Origin of the sequence: Pseudomonas sp. MH9.2 (assembly GCF_034353875.1) — a bacterium.
Taxonomy (GTDB): Bacteria; Pseudomonadota; Gammaproteobacteria; order Pseudomonadales; family Pseudomonadaceae; genus Aquipseudomonas.
In genome coordinates this window covers 3334946-3353776 of sequence record NZ_CP133784.1, presented here as the reverse complement: position 1 = coordinate 3353776, position 18831 = coordinate 3334946, and the positions used below count along the sequence as shown (strand labels likewise).

General features: G+C 59.6%; 12 protein-coding genes. 8 read left to right on the top strand and 4 right to left on the bottom strand.

What is annotated here, in order from left to right; genetic code table 11:
- The first annotated feature begins 8 nt into the window (after positions 1-8).
- Both cydX and RHM55_RS15675 read left to right on the top strand, forming a co-directional pair.
- Complete coding sequence (cydX, locus tag RHM55_RS15680; RefSeq protein WP_322177245.1) at positions 9-125, top strand: cytochrome bd-I oxidase subunit CydX; 117 nt, start codon at positions 9-11, stop codon at positions 123-125.
- Positions 115-402: a cyd operon YbgE family protein gene (locus RHM55_RS15675; RefSeq protein ID WP_322177244.1), complete on the top strand. Its 288-nt coding sequence runs from the start codon at positions 115-117 to the stop codon at positions 400-402. The genes cydX and RHM55_RS15675 overlap by 11 nt, the downstream gene beginning before the upstream one ends.
- Before the next feature lie 115 nt (positions 403-517).
- On the opposite strand, the gene RHM55_RS15670 is transcribed toward RHM55_RS15675, so the two are convergent.
- On the bottom strand, positions 518-1471 hold the full coding sequence (locus tag RHM55_RS15670; RefSeq protein ID WP_322177243.1) for a threonine dehydratase: 954 nt from the start codon (positions 1469-1471) through the stop codon (positions 518-520).
- A gap of 88 nt (positions 1472-1559) precedes the next feature.
- Between RHM55_RS15670 and RHM55_RS15665 the strand changes: the two genes are divergently transcribed.
- Together RHM55_RS15665 and RHM55_RS15660 are read left to right on the top strand one after the other, a co-directional pair.
- Entirely contained in the window at positions 1560-2948 is a 1389-nt protein-coding gene (locus tag RHM55_RS15665; protein ID WP_322177242.1) for a PLP-dependent aminotransferase family protein, read from the top strand.
- 52 nt (positions 2949-3000) lie between these two features.
- Positions 3001-3285, top strand: a complete 285-nt coding sequence (locus tag RHM55_RS15660) for a hypothetical protein (RefSeq protein WP_257604449.1) — start codon at positions 3001-3003, stop codon at positions 3283-3285.
- A gap of 121 nt (positions 3286-3406) precedes the next feature.
- Here RHM55_RS15660 and RHM55_RS15655 read toward each other — a convergent pair whose 3' ends face one another.
- Positions 3407-4900: a YdgA family protein gene (locus tag RHM55_RS15655; protein ID WP_322177241.1), complete on the bottom strand. Its 1494-nt coding sequence runs from the start codon at positions 4898-4900 to the stop codon at positions 3407-3409.
- A 112-nt stretch (positions 4901-5012) separates the two neighbouring features.
- On the opposite strand from RHM55_RS15655, the gene RHM55_RS15650 reads away from it, so the two are divergent.
- The 4 genes from RHM55_RS15650 (at position 5013) to RHM55_RS15635 (ending at position 9915) form a co-directional block, all read left to right on the top strand.
- Entirely contained in the window at positions 5013-5699 is a 687-nt protein-coding gene (locus tag RHM55_RS15650) for an HAD-IA family hydrolase (RefSeq protein ID WP_322177240.1), read from the top strand.
- A 337-nt stretch (positions 5700-6036) separates the two neighbouring features.
- Complete coding sequence (locus RHM55_RS15645; RefSeq protein WP_322177239.1) at positions 6037-7527, top strand: OmpA family protein; 1491 nt, start codon at positions 6037-6039, stop codon at positions 7525-7527.
- Between the two features lie 22 nt (positions 7528-7549).
- Positions 7550-9082, top strand: a complete 1533-nt coding sequence (locus tag RHM55_RS15640) for a hypothetical protein (protein ID WP_322177238.1) — start codon at positions 7550-7552, stop codon at positions 9080-9082.
- On the top strand, positions 9082-9915 hold the full coding sequence (locus tag RHM55_RS15635) for a hypothetical protein (RefSeq protein WP_322177237.1): 834 nt from the start codon (positions 9082-9084) through the stop codon (positions 9913-9915). The genes RHM55_RS15640 and RHM55_RS15635 overlap by 1 nt, the downstream gene beginning before the upstream one ends.
- 349 nt (positions 9916-10264) lie before the next feature.
- On the opposite strand, the gene RHM55_RS15630 is transcribed toward RHM55_RS15635, so the two are convergent.
- Positions 10265-11758 (bottom strand): TolC family protein, encoded by a 1494-nt coding sequence (locus RHM55_RS15630; RefSeq protein ID WP_322177236.1) that lies wholly within the window; start codon positions 11756-11758, stop codon positions 10265-10267.
- Positions 11759-11794: 36 nt separating this feature from the next.
- On the bottom strand, positions 11795-18688 hold the full coding sequence (locus RHM55_RS15625; protein WP_322182969.1) for an Ig-like domain-containing protein: 6894 nt from the start codon (positions 18686-18688) through the stop codon (positions 11795-11797).
- Positions 18689-18831: the final 143 nt, after the last annotated feature.

Here is an 18831-nt window from a genome sequence, read left to right as displayed (position 1 = left end):
CACACACTATGTGGTATTTCGCCTGGATCCTCGGTGTCTTATTGGCCTGTAGCTTCGGCATCATCAACGTCATGTGGCTCGAGGCCACCGACACGCTGGACAAGGAGCCAGCGGGTGACATCTGAAGCCACACCGCGGTTGCGACGCGCCAGCAGCAGGGTCTTGTCCCTGCTGCTGGCCGTTCCGTTGAGCCTGATTCTACTGATCCACCCCATCACCATCCTCAACGCCCAAGGGCACTACAACCACAACCTGCTGATGCTGGTCATGTGGGGCGTGGCTGCGGGGTACGTGCACGGCGTGGGCTTCGACCCGCATGCACGCGTGTGGCAAGTGGTGTTTCATCCGCTGGTAGCCTGGGGTCTGATGACCTTGGGCTATGCAGTGATGTGGGTGCATTAGGGCATGTCTGAAGCCCGTACCGGGCTTATTCGCAGACAAGTCAGCTCCCACAGATGATGTTCTATTTCAGAGGGTTATTGGTAGGCGCAAGAAGACGTAATCCAACACTGAAAACTCACCCCCCAAGCACCCGCGCATAAACCTGCCGATCAATATTCGCCCCACTCAAAATCACCGCCACTTTGGCACCTTGTTGGCGCTCACGCTCTTTGATCAGCGCCGCCAGGCCCGCAGCTCCGGCGCCTTCGGCGGTGTTGTGGGTGTCTTCGTGGAAGATCCGGATCGCGCTGGCGATTTCGTCGTCATTAACCCGGACGATTCGCGCTGCGCCTCGGCGGATGATGTCGAATGCTTGCGGCAATGGCAGGCGACAGGCCATGCCGTCGGCGAAGGTGTTGGCGGTTTCGGTGGTGATGATTCGGCCTTGTTCGACGCTCTGCGCAAAGGCGTCGGCGTGTTCGGATACGACACCGACGATTTCGGTTTTCAGGCCCAGTAAGTTGCGAGTCTGGATCAGGCCGCATATGCCGGAACCCATACCGATGGGGACGTAGACCGTCTGCAGACCCTGCACCGCCTCCAGCAATTCCAGCGCGTAGGTCGCGACACCTAAAATAAGGTCAGGATGAAACGCCGGGACACTCTCGTAGCCCTGCATTTCGGCTTGGCGCGCGGCTTCTATCCGCGCCTCGTCGAAGTCTTGCCCGTACTCGATAAGTTGCGCGCCCATGGCCCGCATCGCGGCATTTTTTTCCTGCGAATTGCCGAGGGGCACAACGATGATAATCGGCAGCCCTGCGTTGCGTGCGGCCGTTGCAAGGCTCTGCCCATGATTGCCTCGGGTGGCAGTCACCAGCCCGGTAACGTCAGGTTTGCGCTTGAGCAATCCCTGTACGTACAGCAGGCCACCACGAATTTTGAAGGCGCCGGTCGGTGCGTGGTTTTCGTGTTTGACCCAGACCTCACAACCCAGACGCTCGGCCAAGCGCGGCCATGCGTATTGGGGGGTAGGCGGAACCAGTGGGCGAATGGTTTGCGCGGCGTGGCGTAACGAGGCGAGGTCAAACATCAGGTCACCGGGTTGTGGGTGGGTTTGACCTGATCTTAGGGCCGGGGCATTGTATGGGTTAAACCTTATATTGCATGAGCAACAATAAATGTGGACGCCGACGCTCAACGACAGTGCGCAGCCGAAGTACCTGGCCTTGGTTGAAGCGATCACGCGCGCGATAGAAAGCGGCGAGTTAAAAGTCGGCGAGCGGCTGCCACCGCAACGACGTCTCGCCTGGAACCTGGGCCTGAACCCAAGTACGACGATGCAGGCCTATCGTGAGGCCGCGCGGCGGCATTTGGTTTCGGGTGAAGTGGGGCGCGGCACTTATGTATTGGCCGGGAGCAAAGAGGCGACGTTGTTCCGGCTCAAGCAACCAAGCGAACGCCCTGCCCTGATTGATCTTTGCACCAATGTGCCGGTGACCGATGAGGACAGTCAGGACGAAGTCTTGGCGCTCTCTACGCTGATCAATAACGGACAAGCACAGCGCCTGCAACGCTACCTCACGGCTGACGACCTGGCAGTTGGCCGGGCTCAGGGTGCCGCCTGGCTGCAAGCCCGGGGCCTGAACGTGCCCACAGAAAACATCATGCTGTGCAACGGCGCCCAGCAGGGGTTGTTCACGGCGTTGCTGTCGCTGTGTCAGCCCGGCGAGCCGGTCATCGTGGAAGCCTTCACTGCGCCAGGGATCAAAGCGGCCTGCCGCCAATTGCGCTTGCCCATGCATGGCGTTGCGCTTGATCGATGCGGCATCCTCCCTGACGAACTCGACCGGATGGCGCGGGCCACCGGGGCAAAAATCGTCGTGCTGACGCCCACGCTACAGAACCCGACGTCAACGATCATGTCGCCCCAGCGGCAATTCGAGATCGCGGAAGTCGCAAGACAGCATGACCTGCTGATTATCGAAGATGATGTCTATGGCGCGCTGACCTCCTCACCTCCACTGACGCGACTGTTGGGCAAGCATGGCCTGTTGGTGACAAGTCTGTCGAAAACGGTCGCGCCCGGTTTACGGGTTGGCTGGATCACGGCCGAACCGTCCGTGCTTGAACGTATCGACCCCCACGCGCAGGCCACGCACTGGGGCGTTTCACCGCTCTGCCTGAGTATCGCCTGCCAATGGATCAACGATGGAACCGCACAACGTCGTCTGGCGTGGCAGACCGAAGAAACCACCCAGCGCTGGCGCTTGGCAAAAAAGACACTCGGCGCGGCGTTGTATCAGGCACAAAGCCCGTCTCCTCACATTTGGGTCACCAGCTCACTGCCCTCCATGAAGCTGGCCGAGGCCTGCCGTGCAGCACAGGTCGACGTGGTGCCTGCTGAGGTTTTCGCAGTCAAGGAACACGATACCCATGCCGTACGCATCAGCCTGTGTGCAGCCAGCAATCGAGCACAATTGAAGATCGCATTGGAGCGGGTGGCGCAGATTGTTGGGACCAACGGTACGTTGCAAATTGAGCAAGACGGATCTACTTTTAATAGATAAATCCGTCTTGTTTTTACTCCTGTACCGCAATCACTGCGAAGGAGATTTACCGATGGTTACTCACTACAGGCTCGCCGGGCACATCGCCTGCGGCCGCCACGGCGACAACATCATCTCCACCACTGAGCTTGGACGTGTGAAGTGTCGCAACTGCCGTAACACCGATGCCTTCAAAGAGGCGAGGAAAACCGTGCGAAACGCAGCACGCAGAGCTGCGAGGAAAGCGAGGACTGCTCATGCATCGAGCGACTGGCGTGCCTCTTGGCAACAGCGGCTCACGGATATGCCCGGACCGCAGCGACTCCCTCGAGGGTTTCATGGTCAGCCCTTCGTCTAACCCTATGGAATGGCATACATCGGAGCGCTGATCTCGTCGGCATCGCTGACAGTAAACATGCAGAAAAAGGGCGAGTTTATTTTCGATAAATAAACTCGCCCCTCTTTGCTGACTCGGTGACTTACTGATCCGTTGTGCTCAGCCCGCCAAGTCTGCTCGTCACCATGCTGAAGAACTGCTGCACGGTCATTTTCTGGCCGTTGAAGTCAACGATGTCGTTGGCATAGTGAAGGTCCGAGACAACGTTCTCGCCCTTGACCTTGGCCAACTGGGTCATCACCGCCATGCCGCTGACCATGTCGCTCGCGCCCTGCGCCTGTTCAGCGATCGCTTTGGGGTCGGTCAGACCGTTGAGGCTCGCTTGCAGACTGGCGACATCCTTGATCATGGGTTGAGACAGCAGCAATTTGGCGTTCAGTTCGCCGATCATTTTTCTGCCCACTTCTGCAGGCGGTTGATCGAGCGGCCCGGGATTTTTCAGGTCCACCGCAAGGCTGAAGTGGCTTTCGCCGTTGGAGGTCTTGAGCGATATTTTTTCCAGTTCGATGTGCGGCTTGGCGTTCAGCAGTTTCGCCAGGTCGGCATTCATTTTTGCCTGATCGGCATCGCTCAGCTTCAACTTGAACGGTATACCGGCCTGCGCGGCAGCCTGTTGTTGAGGCTGGACTTTCTCCTGGAAGAAATGGAGCAGTGCTTGTGTAGACGCTACGTCGAAGTTGCCGAACTTCCACAGCATCTGCGAGGCGCCAATGTCCTTGCCGTTGTAGTTGATCATGCCGATGTCATAGGTCACTTGAGCCGACAGGTTGCTATCTGCCTCTTGCATCAAGCTGGTGTTCACAAAGTCTTTGAACAGCACCGGAGGCTTGTCCCCGATCTGGAACAACGCGCTGGCCACTTTGAGGTTGCTATGCCCAAGATAGAAACCCGAGGCGCCTTTGGTGCCACCGGTGTCGAAGGTCACGCCGTGGAGTTCAACACTCACAGGGCCCTGTTCCGAAGCTACGTTGAGTTGCAGGTTGTCCATATTCCCGGTGATCTTGAGCTTCTCTGCATCGGCACTGGCCGCCACAGCGAGGTCGAGGCCGGAGAACTTGAACATGCCGTCTTTGTCATTGATATCCAATGGCAGCAATTGCAGGGTGCCTTCGGTAGCGCGGTCGTAGCCGATGCTCGCACTGCCTTTGAGCGGCGCGGCACCATTAGTCATGGCAAACCACTTTTCGGAAAAAGCGTTTTTCTCGATTTCATAATTGCTGGAAGCCATGACCGGCAGCAGCTTCAACGACCTCAGTCGCGAAAAAGGCAACGGGCCGTGCTCAATGTTATCCACGAACAACAGCTCGATCTTTTCGTTGTTTTTGCCCAGGCTTTTGCTTTGAACATTCACACGATAGTGCGCAGTGCTGGTGAACAGATGGCGCTCGAGCGACACCAGCTCGACGCTCATACTGTCGTCGGTTCCGCTAAAAGACGACTTGAACTGTCGGTTGGCGTTGTCGATCGAATCGCGCAAAACACCATCCAGTTGAGTCCCGGTGTACCACGCCCCAGCGGTGCCCAGTGCCGCCACCGCAATGACGACGCCTACTGCAACGTTTGCTGATTTGCTCATCTTCCGCCCCACTTCGCTGTCCATAATCGACCGAGATTATCATCCGCCGCTAGCCACGGTCTTCCCTCAGACGGTAGGCTGATGTTCGAATTTGAAAACGGGATCAAACGAGATGAGTGAGCAACGCACCGTTTTTGGCCCGATCAAGGCCGTTATTTTCGATATGGATGGCTTGTTGTTGGATACCGAGGGTATCTACACCGAAGTCACTCATATTATTGCCAGTCGTTACGGTCGGACGTTTGACTGGACGATCAAGCAGAACACCATCGGCCGTGGGGCGCGGGATTTCGCCGGTTACGTGATCGGCGCGCTGGAGTTGCCGCTGTCCATCGATGAGTTTCTGACCACTCGCGAACCCATGCTGGATGAGCGCTTCCCACGTTCACCCGCAATGCCAGGCGCCGAGGCATTGGTCCGGCATTTGGCCGCGCACAATATCCCCATCGCCGTGGGCACCAGCTCGTCGATCCACTACTTCAAGGCCAAAACCACCCTGCATCGGGCATGGTTCGAGCTGTTCGACACCGTGGTAACGGCTGACGACTCGGAAGTGGGCGCCGCCAAACCCGCACCGGATATCTTCCTGGTCGCCGCCCGCCGCCTGGGCGTTGCCCCAAAGGACTGCCTGGTGTTCGAAGACTCGCCCTTCGGCGTGACGGCCGCCAAGGCTGCGGGCATGTCCGCCGTGGCCGTGCCGGACGCCCATATGCCAATCGAGCAATACGTTCACGCCGATCTGCGCCTTGAGTCGCTGTTGGATTTCCCGCTTGAAGCATGGGGGTTGCCGGCGTTCTGATGCGCAGCCCCTTGCGTCTGCGAGCGTCTGCGGCCACCCCTCGAACGTGTTTCTGGCAGGCATCGATTGCGGGGCAACTTCGTTGCCCCGGCTTCAATGAAAGTGGTCGCCGACTGTTTTATTGACATCGAAATGCTACTACTATCCCCCGACATTTTGTAACACCCGTCAAAGCACGCACTCTCGGATGCGACGCCAGCCTGATTAACCGTCGGGCCGCCCACTCTGGCATGGTGGCGTTCGTTGTGTAATGACACGGGATAGCAACGCGTTTTGCGTGATATGGCACACCGACAAGTCTGTCAGGTGCCAAGGACAAAAAAGGAATCAGCAAGGGATGTTGAACTCAAGGAATGTGCGCCCGACAGCACTGGCTATGGCCATTGCTCTCGGTGTAACCGGTTGCGCCAGCGTCGATAACCAATTGGGCGGAATGGATAAGACCTCAGCATGCGTGGCTGGCGGCATGTTGGGTGCCGTGCTGGGCGCGGGTGTGGCGGTTGCCCTAGGCAAGAACGCTGCGGGCGGTGCGATTGCCGGTGCCGCTGTCGGATGCGGTGCAACGTTGGCGTATCAGGCACGCGTCAAGCGTCTGCAGGCGATTGCCACCGAGGAAGGCATGAGCATGCAGATCAAGGAGCTTGCAACGGCCCAGGCTCCCACTCCAGGTAAAAGCGCCCCCCAATTGCAACCCGTGGGCATAGAGGCGCAGGTGCAGGACAGTGCAATGTTTGCCACCGGCTCTGCCATGCTGACCGCCAATGGGGAACGTCAGTTGCGCAAGATGGCTGCGGTACTTGCGGAAGGCCAGAGCGGAACACAAACGGCGCCGAAGAAAATCCTGGTAGTGGGCCATACCGACTCCACCGGCAACGCCGAGCTCAACCAGCGACTCTCGGAACAACGTGCCCGCGCCGTGAGCACAATCCTCGCCCAGGCCGGTTTGCAGCCCGCAGACATCTATTACCAGGGTGCCGGTGCCTCGCGACCTGTGGCGGCCAACATCACGACCGAAGGTCGGGCGCAAAACCGTCGAGTGGAATTGACCCAGGTCGATAACCAGCAACTGTTGGTTGCCCGCGTACGCGCCGAGCGCAACAACCCCAAATACCTGGAACACGGCACCCGGACCAGCCCGGCGGCAACAGCTGCCAGTGCACCGGTCAAAACACCGACCCTGAGCAAAGCCGACAAAGCCGAGTCCTCGCCCGCGACAGCCCAACCTGCGCCTTCCACAGGCATTCCGGTTCAGGGCAAAGGTGGTATCGATTTTGGCGGCCATCAGGTCGTCAGTATGGAGTCGGCACTGGCGCGCGGTATCGAGCCCAAGAAATCGGTATTCAGCGTTATCTCTCCGGCCTACGCCTCGGCTCCGGTAGGTTCCTGCGTCGCCGATATGCCACGTATGGCGGGCGAAGTAAAAAACCTGGCCACTGATCGAGCGCTGGTGGATATCGCCACCACTGACTACCTGCCTGGGATGAACGGTCGCCCTTGGGGCCAGGCCATCAACGGGCATGTCGCCTTGGTCGGGCCAGTCGCCATTCTCAAAGAAGATGCGACGGTGGCAGTACAGCCGTTCATGCAATTCATCCCTGACTACAAGACTTCAAAAAAGCAGTCGGAAAAGATTCAGTCGATTGCCAATACCTTCGACGGTGAAACCAAGGTGCTGTACCGGGTTTTCGCAGTCGATGCATCGAAGTCGCCGGTGTCCTGCATGGACATCGTGTTCGACAAAAGAACAGGCGCCGCGACAGCCGGGGAACTGTTCTATCCAAAACAAGGCGAGGCTTTCGTCGCTGAATTCGAGCCGGTTCGTCGCTAACCAGATGAAATAGGGAAATAACATGCTGCAGACAATTCAGGCGTTCTTCATCGCCTACTGGTACATCGTTGTGCCTCTCCTGGCGACGCTCTTTCTCATGATTCCGGTGGTCATCTACTGGAACAAAGTGCGTTACGGCTTAATGCTGGCCCGGCACAACGTCCCGCTGTTCGGGAAGATCAAACATTGGGTCAATCATCCGGGCGAACAGAACCCGAAAACCCACTTCCTCGACGCCGAAACCCAGCTGTGCAGCGCCTACTACCACTACTACGAGGGCCATGTAAAAAATGGTCAGTTCTTTCAGAAGTGCGAAGACTATCTGATGAAAGTCAGCGAGGATCACCGCATCGAAAAAAGCATGTGGCTGTGGATGCTGGTGATCATGCTGATGGTGATCGAAGCCTCTGCGTTCGGTTACGCGTTGTCGCCATACGCCATGACACTCGCCACGCCCAACACCGCGCTGGCGGGTGCGTTTGGTATTGGTCTGGTCATTTCGATCATCGCCTTGCTGCTGTCTGAGCTGACCGGTCGCCAGTTGTACCTGAACCACATGGTCGGCCAGATCATGGCCTACGCCACCATGCGCAAGAAAGGTGAGGAAGGCGACTTCATCAAAAAAGACCGGCTTAATATCGACAAGACCTACGATGATAATGACCGCCCGGCGTACCAGCAGATGCTCAACCGCATCAAGGTCAACTACAGCAAGCAAACGCCAGCCAAGTCCTTCGGCATCACTGTCGCCTATGGCGTTTTCATCCTGATTCTGGCGGTTGCAGCCTTCTGGGTGCGGGCTGAAACTCTGCAGGCCCAAGAGGCCGAGTTGATCGCCAACCCTCCGGCCATCAGTGCTTCGGCCGATGACTTCCCGTCCTCGAATGACTTCCCGATCACCGACGACATGAAGTCGCTGGGCAACGATTCGAAAACCAAAAGCGCTCAGGACCAGATTGATTCGATGCACCGCGCGTCGATGATCACTTTCGGCGTGCTCAGCGCACTGTTCGTGTTCATTCAGTTCACCAGCACTTACCTGGCGTACTCCCGAGGTTTTGTTGGCAGCAAATCGAAAGAGGCCTGGGAGCAGACCGTCGGTTTTGCCAACGCCGATGAATATGTGGCCTATCACCGCCGCCTCGTAAGCTCCATTGCGGTTGACGCACAACAGGCACTGAGCACGCTGCAAGCGCTGCTGTCGGCCCAGTTCCATATCTCTGGCACTGATCACAGCGAGAAGGAATCGAACAAACACGCGCGGACCTTTGAGCGCTTCATCGAAAACAAAAGGTCCGAAAACCTGTCGGCCATCCCTGACCCCATCGCGGCCGAAACACGGCAAGCCGCTGTGGTGACCTCCGCGGTCGATGTCACGCCAGAACCCATTGCACACGTCTCCACCAAGACGGCCGGTTTCGACCCGCACGCCTGGGGCAAGCTGACCGGCTATGAGGAGGAAGACCTAGCCTATGTCGCGGGCAAAAAAGGCGTGGACGAAACGCTGATCCGCCGTGCTTACAAACTCCAGATGCTGGACGAGCAGGAAAGCTGATGATGATCAAAACACTGATCGCTGTGCTGGCCTTTGTCCCGCTAATAGCATGGGGCGCTGAGCGCAACGACGTGCCCAGCTGCTATGAGCAAAGCAAGTTGACCGAGTTCAAGGCGCCCTCTTCGGGGCGCTTGTTGACGGTTATCATCGACCAGACCACGCCGCTGACCAAGGAGCTGCAGCAAACCGCCTGGAGCCACATCAAGCGGTTCATTCAGCCTGGGGACAAGCTGCGGCTTTACAGCTTCAGCGCCTACCTGGAAGGGCACTACACCCGACTGCAATTCTCCGGAACCCTGGAAAATCCGTTGCAAGACAGTGTCATTGGCGATGTGCCGATGATGCCTGCGCGCAAACTGGGCAACTGTCTGAAAGCTCAACCGCAGGTGCTCTGGCAGAACTTCGGCAAGGCATTCGCAGCGACCATGGGCACCTCCAGCACGGACATTCCGCGCAGTGAGATCCTGTTCAGCTTGCGGGAAATTTCCGCCGATTTGCGCAACGCCAAAGACGCCAACGAACAGGTCATTTTCTTGATGTCCGACATGCTCGAATACAGCGACTTCGGCAGTTTCTATGCGGCTAATCGGATACGCGATATCAACCCCGCAGCCGAGTTGGCCAAGGTCGAAAAGCAGAATTTGTTTGCCGACTTCGCGGGAGCCCGCGTCTATGTTCACGGTGCTGCGTTCGTCCCTCAAGACAACAAGAACGGCTACCGCTCCGGCAAACTGATCCAGAACTTGCAAAGCTTCTGGACGGGTTACTTCGAACGCTCGCATGCCGAACTCAAAGGCTTCGGTACACCCGAGCTGACTGCGGTCGTGGAATAGTTACAACAGGCTGCAACGGCTAATGATGAATGGCCGTTGCGCCGACCTTGTTGCACTTTCCTGCCCCGATTTCGGTCAAAAAATAGAACGCTGCGAGCATCGAAAAAACCACACCCCTCGCACTACTCCTTCGCATCGCCCGGAAAAAAATCGCTAATCCTATGATCAGTATGATTTTTCCGGACTATCAATATCAGCGATGACCACGTCGGTACAAACCGTGTGAGCTAACACCTTATGCAGGTTCTTTCAGCCCGGCTTTTGCCGGGCTTAATTTTGGGCGATGGAAAAGCGCAGCGTTCAAACGCGCCGACAGAGCGCCTGTCAGGCGACGTCGAACGCATCCCACTCATGGCGTCGAGATCTTACCCTGCGCCCAGCCGTCTTCACGCGTAGCCAACGCGCTGGCAATGGATTTTATTTCCGTCGATTCCAACGTCACTGGCAGCGGATCAAGGCCGGCACTGGCGAAGATTTGCCCATAGGCGTTGCGCAAGTCAGCGTAGGACAAGTCACGGCGCAAATCGGCTTGCAGAGTATTGAGTTCACCCTGAATCAAATCGAGTTCGCCAATGCTGTTGGCCTTATAGCGATTGCGCAGTTGGCCGACAATCTGCCCGTCGAGTTTCGACAATTGCTGGCTGGTCTTGAACTGACGCAGGGCCTCTTGGTAATTGGCGTTGGCAACATACAACTGCGCCAGAATCGCAATCGACATGGCCTGCCGACGAGCTGAAGCCACGGATTCCCCTGCCTTGGCAACGTTGATGGCGGCGGGCGCCGAAATCACGTTGAACAGGTTCCAGGTCACCTTGACGCCGTAATCAGCCCAGCTCTGGTTGACCAGAAAGGAGTTGCTGTCGTAATGCCCGCCAGCAGAGAACTCAAGCCCCGGCAACATGCGCAGCATGGCTTTACGGGTTTCTGCAGCGCTGATGCGCGTCTGATAATCCTGTTCGCGCAGTTCAGGACGGCTGGCCAAGGCCTCGTCCTCCAAACGAGAAAGGCCCACTTTCAGCACGGGGACCTCGTAATCACTTTGCGCTGCCAGCTTCAGATCGGAACCCAATGGCAGATTGATCAGGGTTGCGAGCTCGGTTTTGGCCAAGGATAAAGCGCGGCGCTGGTCTTCCAGTTGCCGGGTCGCTTCGATCAGGGCGCGCTGATAACTCAGGGCCTGAACCGGGTCACCCACGCGCTGGTCGCTCATGGCCTCGCTGTTGGTCTGGGCCTTTTCGACGCGCGCCATCAGACTGTCGATTTGCGTGAGCAACCGTTCAGCAGCCAGAGCACGCCAGTAAGCAGAACGCACGTCCTGGACGATAGTGTTAACCACCTTGCGCCGACGCTCCTGCACGATCAGGCGCTGATCGCCCTGTTGCTTGGCACTGATGTAGCTGACACCAAAATCGAGCACGTTCCAGACCATGGTCAAGTCGGCAACCCGGCGGTCGCGGTCCTGGGAGGTCGAGGGTTCCAACGACTGGGTTCCGGTCTGGATACTTTGGCTGCTGGAGGCTCCGACGTTATTACGCCCGGCGTAACCGGCACTCATCGCCATGCGTGGCAGCATGTCAAAGCTGGCCAGATCGACCTGACGCTGAGCCATGGCCTCTTCCATGACTTTAAGGCGGGCTTCGAGGTTATATTTCACCGCGCGAGCCATCGCCTCATGCAAGGTCAGCGGACCATTGAGCGGCTCCTGATCCTTGTACATATCGACCAGATCACTCTTGGCGCGCTGCTCGCTTTCACTTCGATCGATCGGCTTACTGGTGACCGCACAACCACTCACAATCAACGCCAGCAAGCTGACGCTGAACAACTTCTGAGCCTTATTCATCCCTAACCCCTAGTACGGCAAACAGCTTCTTTATAGTCAGGCCTGCGCTTCACTCGCGCCGATCTGCACAAGCGCCAACGTCAATTCGCGAATCTGGCGTTGCTCGTTTTCTTTGAGTTGATGCAATTGCTGGCTCAGTGTCGGCGCGCCAAAAATTCCGCGCACCCCTTCGCCTGCATTTTTGCTACTGCTGTTCCATTGCTTACCGTCGAACACGTTCAGCGGCGAAACATCAGGCACCGAGTCCCGACCAAATACCCCGGAAATCGTGCTAGTACCGAACACTCCACCGTCGCCCCCGCCAGCACCATGAAAGCCACTGGTTACGCTGCCCGTGCTGTCGCTGCTACCGAAAACCTGGGCAATATAACTTGGCGCCAGCGCCTGATTATTGATGAAGATGTTGCCTAGGGCCGGTACATCGCTGCCCAGGGTCGGCGACTGAAACAGCGAGTTGAAGGCCAACGGTGAGCCGAGATTGCCGGGCGGCGCAGCGAACACGTTCGGTTGCAGCGCCACGTTGGACACGCCCGGAAGCGCAGCTGGCGTAATACTGGTGCGGAATTCCGGGTCACCGGTCATGGAAATACTGTTGATGCCAAAGCTATTGGAGTTTGTACTGCCGGTGCCAGCATTGCCTGCCAGGTCCGTCACGCCGAGGGTGTTCAGGCTGACCAGATTGCTGGCGACGTTGATATTGGCCGTCGGCGTCAGGGTGGCAGTCCAGGTCTGGCCGCCATCGTGGCTGGACAAGTTCGACAGCGTGCCATTAGTGGCGCTCAGGTCGGACAGATCGAAACCACTCACGGCCTCGCTGAAGGTGATGGTCACCTGCGACGTCTGTCCTGCGGTCAACGCCGAACTGGCGACCACAACACTGGCGGTAGGCCGCTGGGTGTCGACGGCGTAGTTGTTCGAGTCGGTACTGCCCACTCCGGCGTTGCCTGCCAGGTCACTGACGCCGCTATTGTTCAGGGTGATCCGGTTACTGGCGCCGGTGATGTTACCGGTCGGGGTGAACGCTGCGGTCCAAGTCATGCCACCATCGCGGCTGCTGACGTTGCTCAGGGAACCGTTAGCTACCGTGAGATCACTGTTGTCGAACCCGCTGACCGCCTCGCTGAAGGTGATGGTCACCAGCGAGGTTTCGCCGATGTTCAGGGCGTTGTCCGCCACCACGATGGTTGCGGTCGGGCGCACCGTATCGATGGTGAAGTTGTTCGAGTCGGTCACGCCGACCCCACTGTTGCCCGAAGCGTTGGTCACACCCCGATTGTCCAGGCTGATCAGGTTGGTACTGTCCGTCACGTCAACCGTTGGTATGAAGGTCGCGGTCCAGGTAATGCCGCCGTCGCTGCTGCTGACGTTGCTCAAGGAGCCATTGGCAATGGTCAGATCGGCGTTGGTGAAACCGCTCACCGCTTCGCTGAAGGTGATGGTCACCCCTGAGGTTTCGCCGGCCTTGAGGGCGTTATCTGCCACCACGATGGTCGCGGTCGGAACCTGGGTTTCCACCACATAGTTGGCGGAGTCGGTGGTGCCCACACCCGCATTGCCAGCCAAGTCTGAGACGCCAGTGTTATTCAGGGTGATGACGTTGGTGGTATCAGTCAGGCCCGTGGTCGGGGTGAACGTAGCGGTCCAGGTGATGCCGCCGTCGCTGCTGTTCACCGCACTTAAAGTGCCGTTGGCGATGGTCAGATCACTGTTGTCGAAGCCGCTCACCGCCTCGCTGAAGGTGATGGTTGCCAGCGAGGCTTCCCCTGCTCTCAGGAGCGTATCGCTCAACACAATAGTCGCTGTCGGGCGTTGGCTGTCGACGGCGTAATTGTTGGAGTCGGTGGTGCCGCTGCCCATATTGCCGGACAGATCCTGAACGCCGGCATTGCCCAGCCGGACGATGTTGCTGGTGTCGGTGATGCCGGCTAACGGCGTCAATGTGGCGGTCCAGGTAATGCCGCCATCGCTGCTGGCGACATTACTCAGGGTGGCGTTATCGATGGTCAGGTCGCTGTTATCGAACCCGCTCACCGCCTCACTGAAGGTGATAGTGACCTGCGTGGTCTGGCCGACGCCCAAGGCAGGGTCGGTCACCACGATGGTCGCGGTTGGACGCGCCGTATCGATGGCAAAGTTGTTGGAGTCGGTGGTGCCACTGCCGGTATTGCCCGAGGCGTTCTGCACACCGCTGTTGTCCAGGCTGATCAGGTTGCTGCTGTCGGTGATGGCGTTGGTTGGCGTGAACGTCGCCGTCCAGGTGATACCGCCGTCGCTGCTGGTCACGGCGGTCAATGTGCCGTTGCTGATCGTCAGGTCGGCATTGCTAAAACCGCTCACCGCTTCGCTGAAGGTGATGGTCACCCCTGAGGTTTCGCCGATGTTCAGGGCGTTGTCCGCCACCACGATGGTTGCGGTCGGGCGCACCGTATCGATGGTGAAGTTGCCCGAATTGGTGATGCCGGTGCCGGCGTTATTGGTCAGGTCCGTATAGCCCGCGTTGTTCAGGCTGATCAGGTTGGTGGTGTCGTGAACGTTGCTGGTCGGGGTGAAAGTCCCGGTCCAGGTGATGCCGCCGTCGCTGCTGCTCACCGCGCTCAGGGTACCATTGGGCACGCTCAGATCGCTGTTGTCGAACCCGGTCACCGCCTCGCTGAAGGTGATGGTCACCAGCGCGGTCTGCCCGGCCGCCAGGGTCGGGTTGGCGACCACGATGGTCGCCGTCGGGCGCACGCTGTCGACGTCGTAAGTGTTCGAGTTGGTGGTGCCAGAGCCGGCGTTGCCAGCACCATCGGCCACGCCACTGTTGTCCAGGACAATGTGATTGTTGCCCTGGGTGATACCCGCCGCTGGCGTCAGGGTCGCGGTATAGGTGATGTTGTCGCTGGTGCTCAGGATGCTCACGGTACCGTTGTCGATCGTCAGGTCGGCCAGGCTGAAACCGGTCACCGCCTCGCTGAAGGTGATGGTCACCAGGGATGTACCGCCGATGCCCAGATGATCGGTCGCGACCACGACAGTGGCCGTCGGACGCTGGGTGTCGATGACATAGTTGTTGGAAACGCTGCTGCCGCTGCCGACATTGCCCGAAACGGCCGCCTGGACCCCAGTGTTGTCCAGGGTGATCTGGTTGGTGGCATCGGTGATGCTCGCCGACGGGGTGAACGTGGCGGTCCAGGTAATGCCGCCGTCGCTGCTGCTCACCGCGCCCAGGGTGCCGTTGGTAATCGACAGATCGGCATTGCTGAACCCGGTCACCGCCTCGTTGAAGGTAATGGTCACCAGCGAGGTGTCGCCGATTTTCAGAGACGGGTTCGCCATCACGATGGTCGCCGAGGGCAACACGGTGTCGATGCTGAAGTTCGCCGAGTTAGAGGTGCCCGCGCCAGCGTTGCCAGCGATGTCAGCGATACCGGTATTGGTCAGGGTGATGGCGTTGGTCGCGCTGCTGGTATTGGTGCCCGGAGTGAAAGTCGCGGTCCAGGTGATACCGCCATCGCCGGTGCTCAAGCCACTCAAGCTACCGTGACTCACACTCAGGTCGGCCAGGGTGAAGCCGGTCACCGCTTCGCTGAAGGTGATGGTCACCAACGAGGTTTCGCCGGCCGTGAGCGCAGGATCGGCGACAACAATGGTCGCGGTCGGACGCTGGGTATCGATGGCGTAGTTGTTGGAGTTGGTGCTGCCGGTCCCGGCGTTGCCGCTGGTGTCGCTATAGCCGGTATTGTCCAGGGTGATGACGTTGCTGGCGTTGGTGATGCTCGCCGTCGGGGTGAAGTTCGCGGTCCATGTGATGCCACCGTCGCTGCTGCTCACCGCGCTCAAGGTGCCGTTGGCGATCGTCAGGTCGGCGTTGCTGAAACCGACCACGGCTTCCGAGAAGGTAATGGTCACCAGCGAGGTCTGGCCAATGATCAGGGAGTGGTTCGCAACCACCACAGTCGCGGTCGGACGCACGCCGTCGATGACCACGTTGTTCGACGTGGTAGTGCCGCTGCCGGCGTTGCCCGCCGTATCCTGGACCCCAGTGTTGTCCAGGGTGATGTGGTTGCTCGCGCTGACGATACTCGCTGTCGGGGTGAAGGTCGCGGTCCAGGTGATGCCGCCGTCGCTGCTGCTCACCGCGCTCAGGGTGCCATTGGAGACCGTCAGGTCGGCGTTGGTAAAACCGACCACAGCTTCGCTGAAGGTGATGGTCACCAGCGACGTCTGGCCGACGCCCAGGTTGGTGTTGGCGAACACGACGGTCGCGTTCGGCCGCTGGGTATCGACGGCATAGGTGTTGGAGTGGGTGGTGCCACTGCCGGCATTGCCTGCCGCATCGCTGACCCCCGTGTTATCCAGGGTGATGACATCGCCGGTTTGGGTCACGCTGGCGGTCGGCGTCAGGGTCGCGGTCCAGGTGGTACCGCCGTCGCTGCTGCTCAAGCCGCTCAAGGTCCCACCGCCGACCGTCAGGTCGGCGGTAGTGAAGCCGGTCACCGCCTCGCTGAAGGTGATGGTCACCAGCGAGGTTCCACCGATGTTCAGCGCAGTATTGGCCACCACGATGGTCGCGGTCGGCCGCACGGTGTCGACCGCATAGGTGTTGGAGGTGGTCGTGCCAGTACCGACGTTGGTCGCGGTATCGGTATAGAGGGTGTTATCCAGAGTAATGACATTGCCGCTGCTGTTGCTGCTGGCGGTCGGTGTCAGGGTCGCGGTCCAGTGGATATTGTCGCTGGTGCTCAGGTTGCTCAGGGTGCCGTTGGAGGCCGACATGTCAGCCAGGCTGAAACTGCTCACCGCTTCGCTGAAGGTAATGTTCACCGTCGAGTTGACCGTGCTGCTCAACGTCGGCGCGACCACCGTGACGGTCGCGGTCGGGCGCACGGTATCGATGGCGTAGTTGTTGGACGCGGTGGTGCCGCTGCCCACCGTGCCTGCCGACACGCTGCTGACCCCGGTATTGTCGAGGACGATGTGGTTGGTGGCGCTGGTGACGCTGGCACTTGGAGTGAAGGTCGCCGTATAGGTGATGTTGTCGCTGGTAGTCAGGGTGCCCAGGGTACCGTTGGAAATCGTCAGGTCGGCGTTGGTGAACCCCGCCACCGTCTGGTTGAAGGTGAAGGTCACCAGCGAGGTGCTCCCGATGTGCTGGGAGGTGTTGGAGACCACGATGGTCGCGGTCGGTGCCGGGGCATAGGCGGTGTTCAGTGTGCCGCCGTCATTGAAGATATTGTTCACGGACGCCACGCTGGCGCCGGTGCTGCCGCCGCCCAGCGCCGAACCGCCGGAGCCGCTGCCGCCGGCGTTGCCGGTCATCGCCGCAAAGTTGGCGGCGGTCACCAACAACGTGCCTTTGTTCCAGATCGCGCCGACACCTTTACCGGCCGCGCCACCGGGGTCGGCAGAGCCGCCCAAGCCACCGCCACCGCCACCGCCACCGCCGGCAGCGATGTTATTGGAAATCACCGAGGTGCCGACGACGGTCAGGGTACCCGTACTCGCGTTGTAGATACCGCCGCTGGCCGAGGCGCCGGCCCGGCCCGGCTTGTCCCAACCGGAGCCGCCACCGCCGCCGCCAATGGAGATAGTGCCATTGTTCGCCGTGCCGCCAACCCCGCCGTTACTGTAGTTGGAGGCGCCTAAGCCACCCGAGCCGCCGGTGCTGCTGCCACCGCGACCGCCCATGTAGTTGGGGTCGTAGCTACCGCCGTTACCGCCTTGGTTGGCAGAACCTGCGGTACCAGCATAGACCCCGGTACCGAAGCCTGCGGTACCGCCGTGACCACCGATTTTCCCGCCAAGGGCACCGCCACCGCCACCGCCACCGCCGACTGCACCGCCGACGTAAGGCGTAGTAACCCCGCCACCGCCACCGCCACCCGAGGCCGCGTTGCTGGTCACCGTGACGTTGTTCAGGGTCAGGTTACCGGCGTTGACGATACCGCCACCCATGACCGAGGTGCCGTCGACCCCGGCATTCGCGCCATTGCCGGCCGCCAGGCCCTTGGTAATGATCAGACCGTCCAGGGTCGCGGTGACCCCGGAATTGACCCTGAGCACCTGGGTCTGGTACTGCCCGTTAAGGGTCACATCGGCAACGCCGTCGTGGTTCAGGTCGCCTTCGACGGTGAGGTTCTTGGTGATGGTCAGTTGCGAGACCAGGTTGACCGTCATGCCGGCGGCGTTGAAGGTGACAATATCGCCCGTCACCGCATTATTCAGGGCCGCACGCAGCGTACCGACGCCGCTGTCAGCGGCATTGGTCACAGTAATGGTCGCCAGACCGTACTGATAGGCAGCCACGGCATCGGCCGACAGCACATTGTGGCTTTCGATGGTGCCGGTGGCTATTTCCAGGGTCCAGTCGCCGCCCAGGCCGGTGCGGTTGGTCGACGCCGCGATATCGCGCCCGGTGTATTGCGCCAGGGAGTCGACAAAGCCGATACCCTTGTCGCCCGCGGCGGTGTTGCAGGCGTAGAGCAGGATATCGCCGCCGACATTCATGTCATTGCCGATGCGCGCCAATACGTCGGCCCGTGCCGCGACGTTATCGGCCGAGAGGTAGGTGCTGCCCAACCACAGGTCGCCCGAGTTGCCGTGGGCAATAAGTTCAACGGTGCTCACGCCGTGGTGGGTGTCGAGGTAGTCGGCAATTTGCTGCAAGCCGTCCTTGCCGGCCTGTAATTCGACCACTTGGGTACCGGCCGCGACACCTTTAAGCAGGCTTTCGGAATCCTTGACCCGCGAGTCGACGAACACCACGGTCTGCCCTGGGACAGCAGGCGGTGTCGGTGTCGGCGTTGCGGCCGTATCGGTCTGGGGATGGCTATCGTTGCTGGCAGCATGATCAGTCGCCGCCGCTGGCTTGGCGGCGTCCGTGGTGGCATGGCTGTCGGCGTGAGCGGTGTCCGCAACTGTCGCGGCGACCGCACCGTCGAACAGCATTCGCGGCTCAAGCGACATGATCAATGGCGCAGCCAAAGCTTTCGCCCGTGGCGCTACCTGTCTTGCACTCGACGACTTAGCTTTATTCCACCACATGAGGCTCACCTGCGCTCGAAACTCAGACTCTCAAACGAATGACCGCT

What these genes read in the sequence shown, in the direction of transcription:
- cydX (WP_322177245.1), top strand. Translation starts at nt 9, where the DNA reads ATGTGGTATTTCGCCTGGATCCTCGGTGTCTTATTGGCCTGTAGCTTC.
- RHM55_RS15670 (WP_322177243.1), bottom strand. Translation starts at nt 1,471, where the DNA reads ATGTTTGACCTCGCCTCGTTACGCCACGCCGCGCAAACCATTCGCCCA.
- RHM55_RS15665 (WP_322177242.1), top strand. Translation starts at nt 1,560, where the DNA reads ATGTGGACGCCGACGCTCAACGACAGTGCGCAGCCGAAGTACCTGGCC.
- RHM55_RS15660 (WP_257604449.1), top strand. Translation starts at nt 3,001, where the DNA reads ATGGTTACTCACTACAGGCTCGCCGGGCACATCGCCTGCGGCCGCCAC.
- RHM55_RS15655 (WP_322177241.1), bottom strand. Translation starts at nt 4,900, where the DNA reads ATGAGCAAATCAGCAAACGTTGCAGTAGGCGTCGTCATTGCGGTGGCG.
- RHM55_RS15650 (WP_322177240.1), top strand. Translation starts at nt 5,013, where the DNA reads ATGAGTGAGCAACGCACCGTTTTTGGCCCGATCAAGGCCGTTATTTTC.
- RHM55_RS15645 (WP_322177239.1), top strand. Translation starts at nt 6,037, where the DNA reads ATGTTGAACTCAAGGAATGTGCGCCCGACAGCACTGGCTATGGCCATT.
- RHM55_RS15640 (WP_322177238.1), top strand. Translation starts at nt 7,550, where the DNA reads ATGCTGCAGACAATTCAGGCGTTCTTCATCGCCTACTGGTACATCGTT.
- RHM55_RS15635 (WP_322177237.1), top strand. Translation starts at nt 9,082, where the DNA reads ATGATGATCAAAACACTGATCGCTGTGCTGGCCTTTGTCCCGCTAATA.
- RHM55_RS15630 (WP_322177236.1), bottom strand. Translation starts at nt 11,758, where the DNA reads ATGAATAAGGCTCAGAAGTTGTTCAGCGTCAGCTTGCTGGCGTTGATT.
- RHM55_RS15625 (WP_322182969.1), bottom strand. Translation starts at nt 18,688, where the DNA reads ATGCTGTTCGACGGTGCGGTCGCCGCGACAGTTGCGGACACCGCTCAC.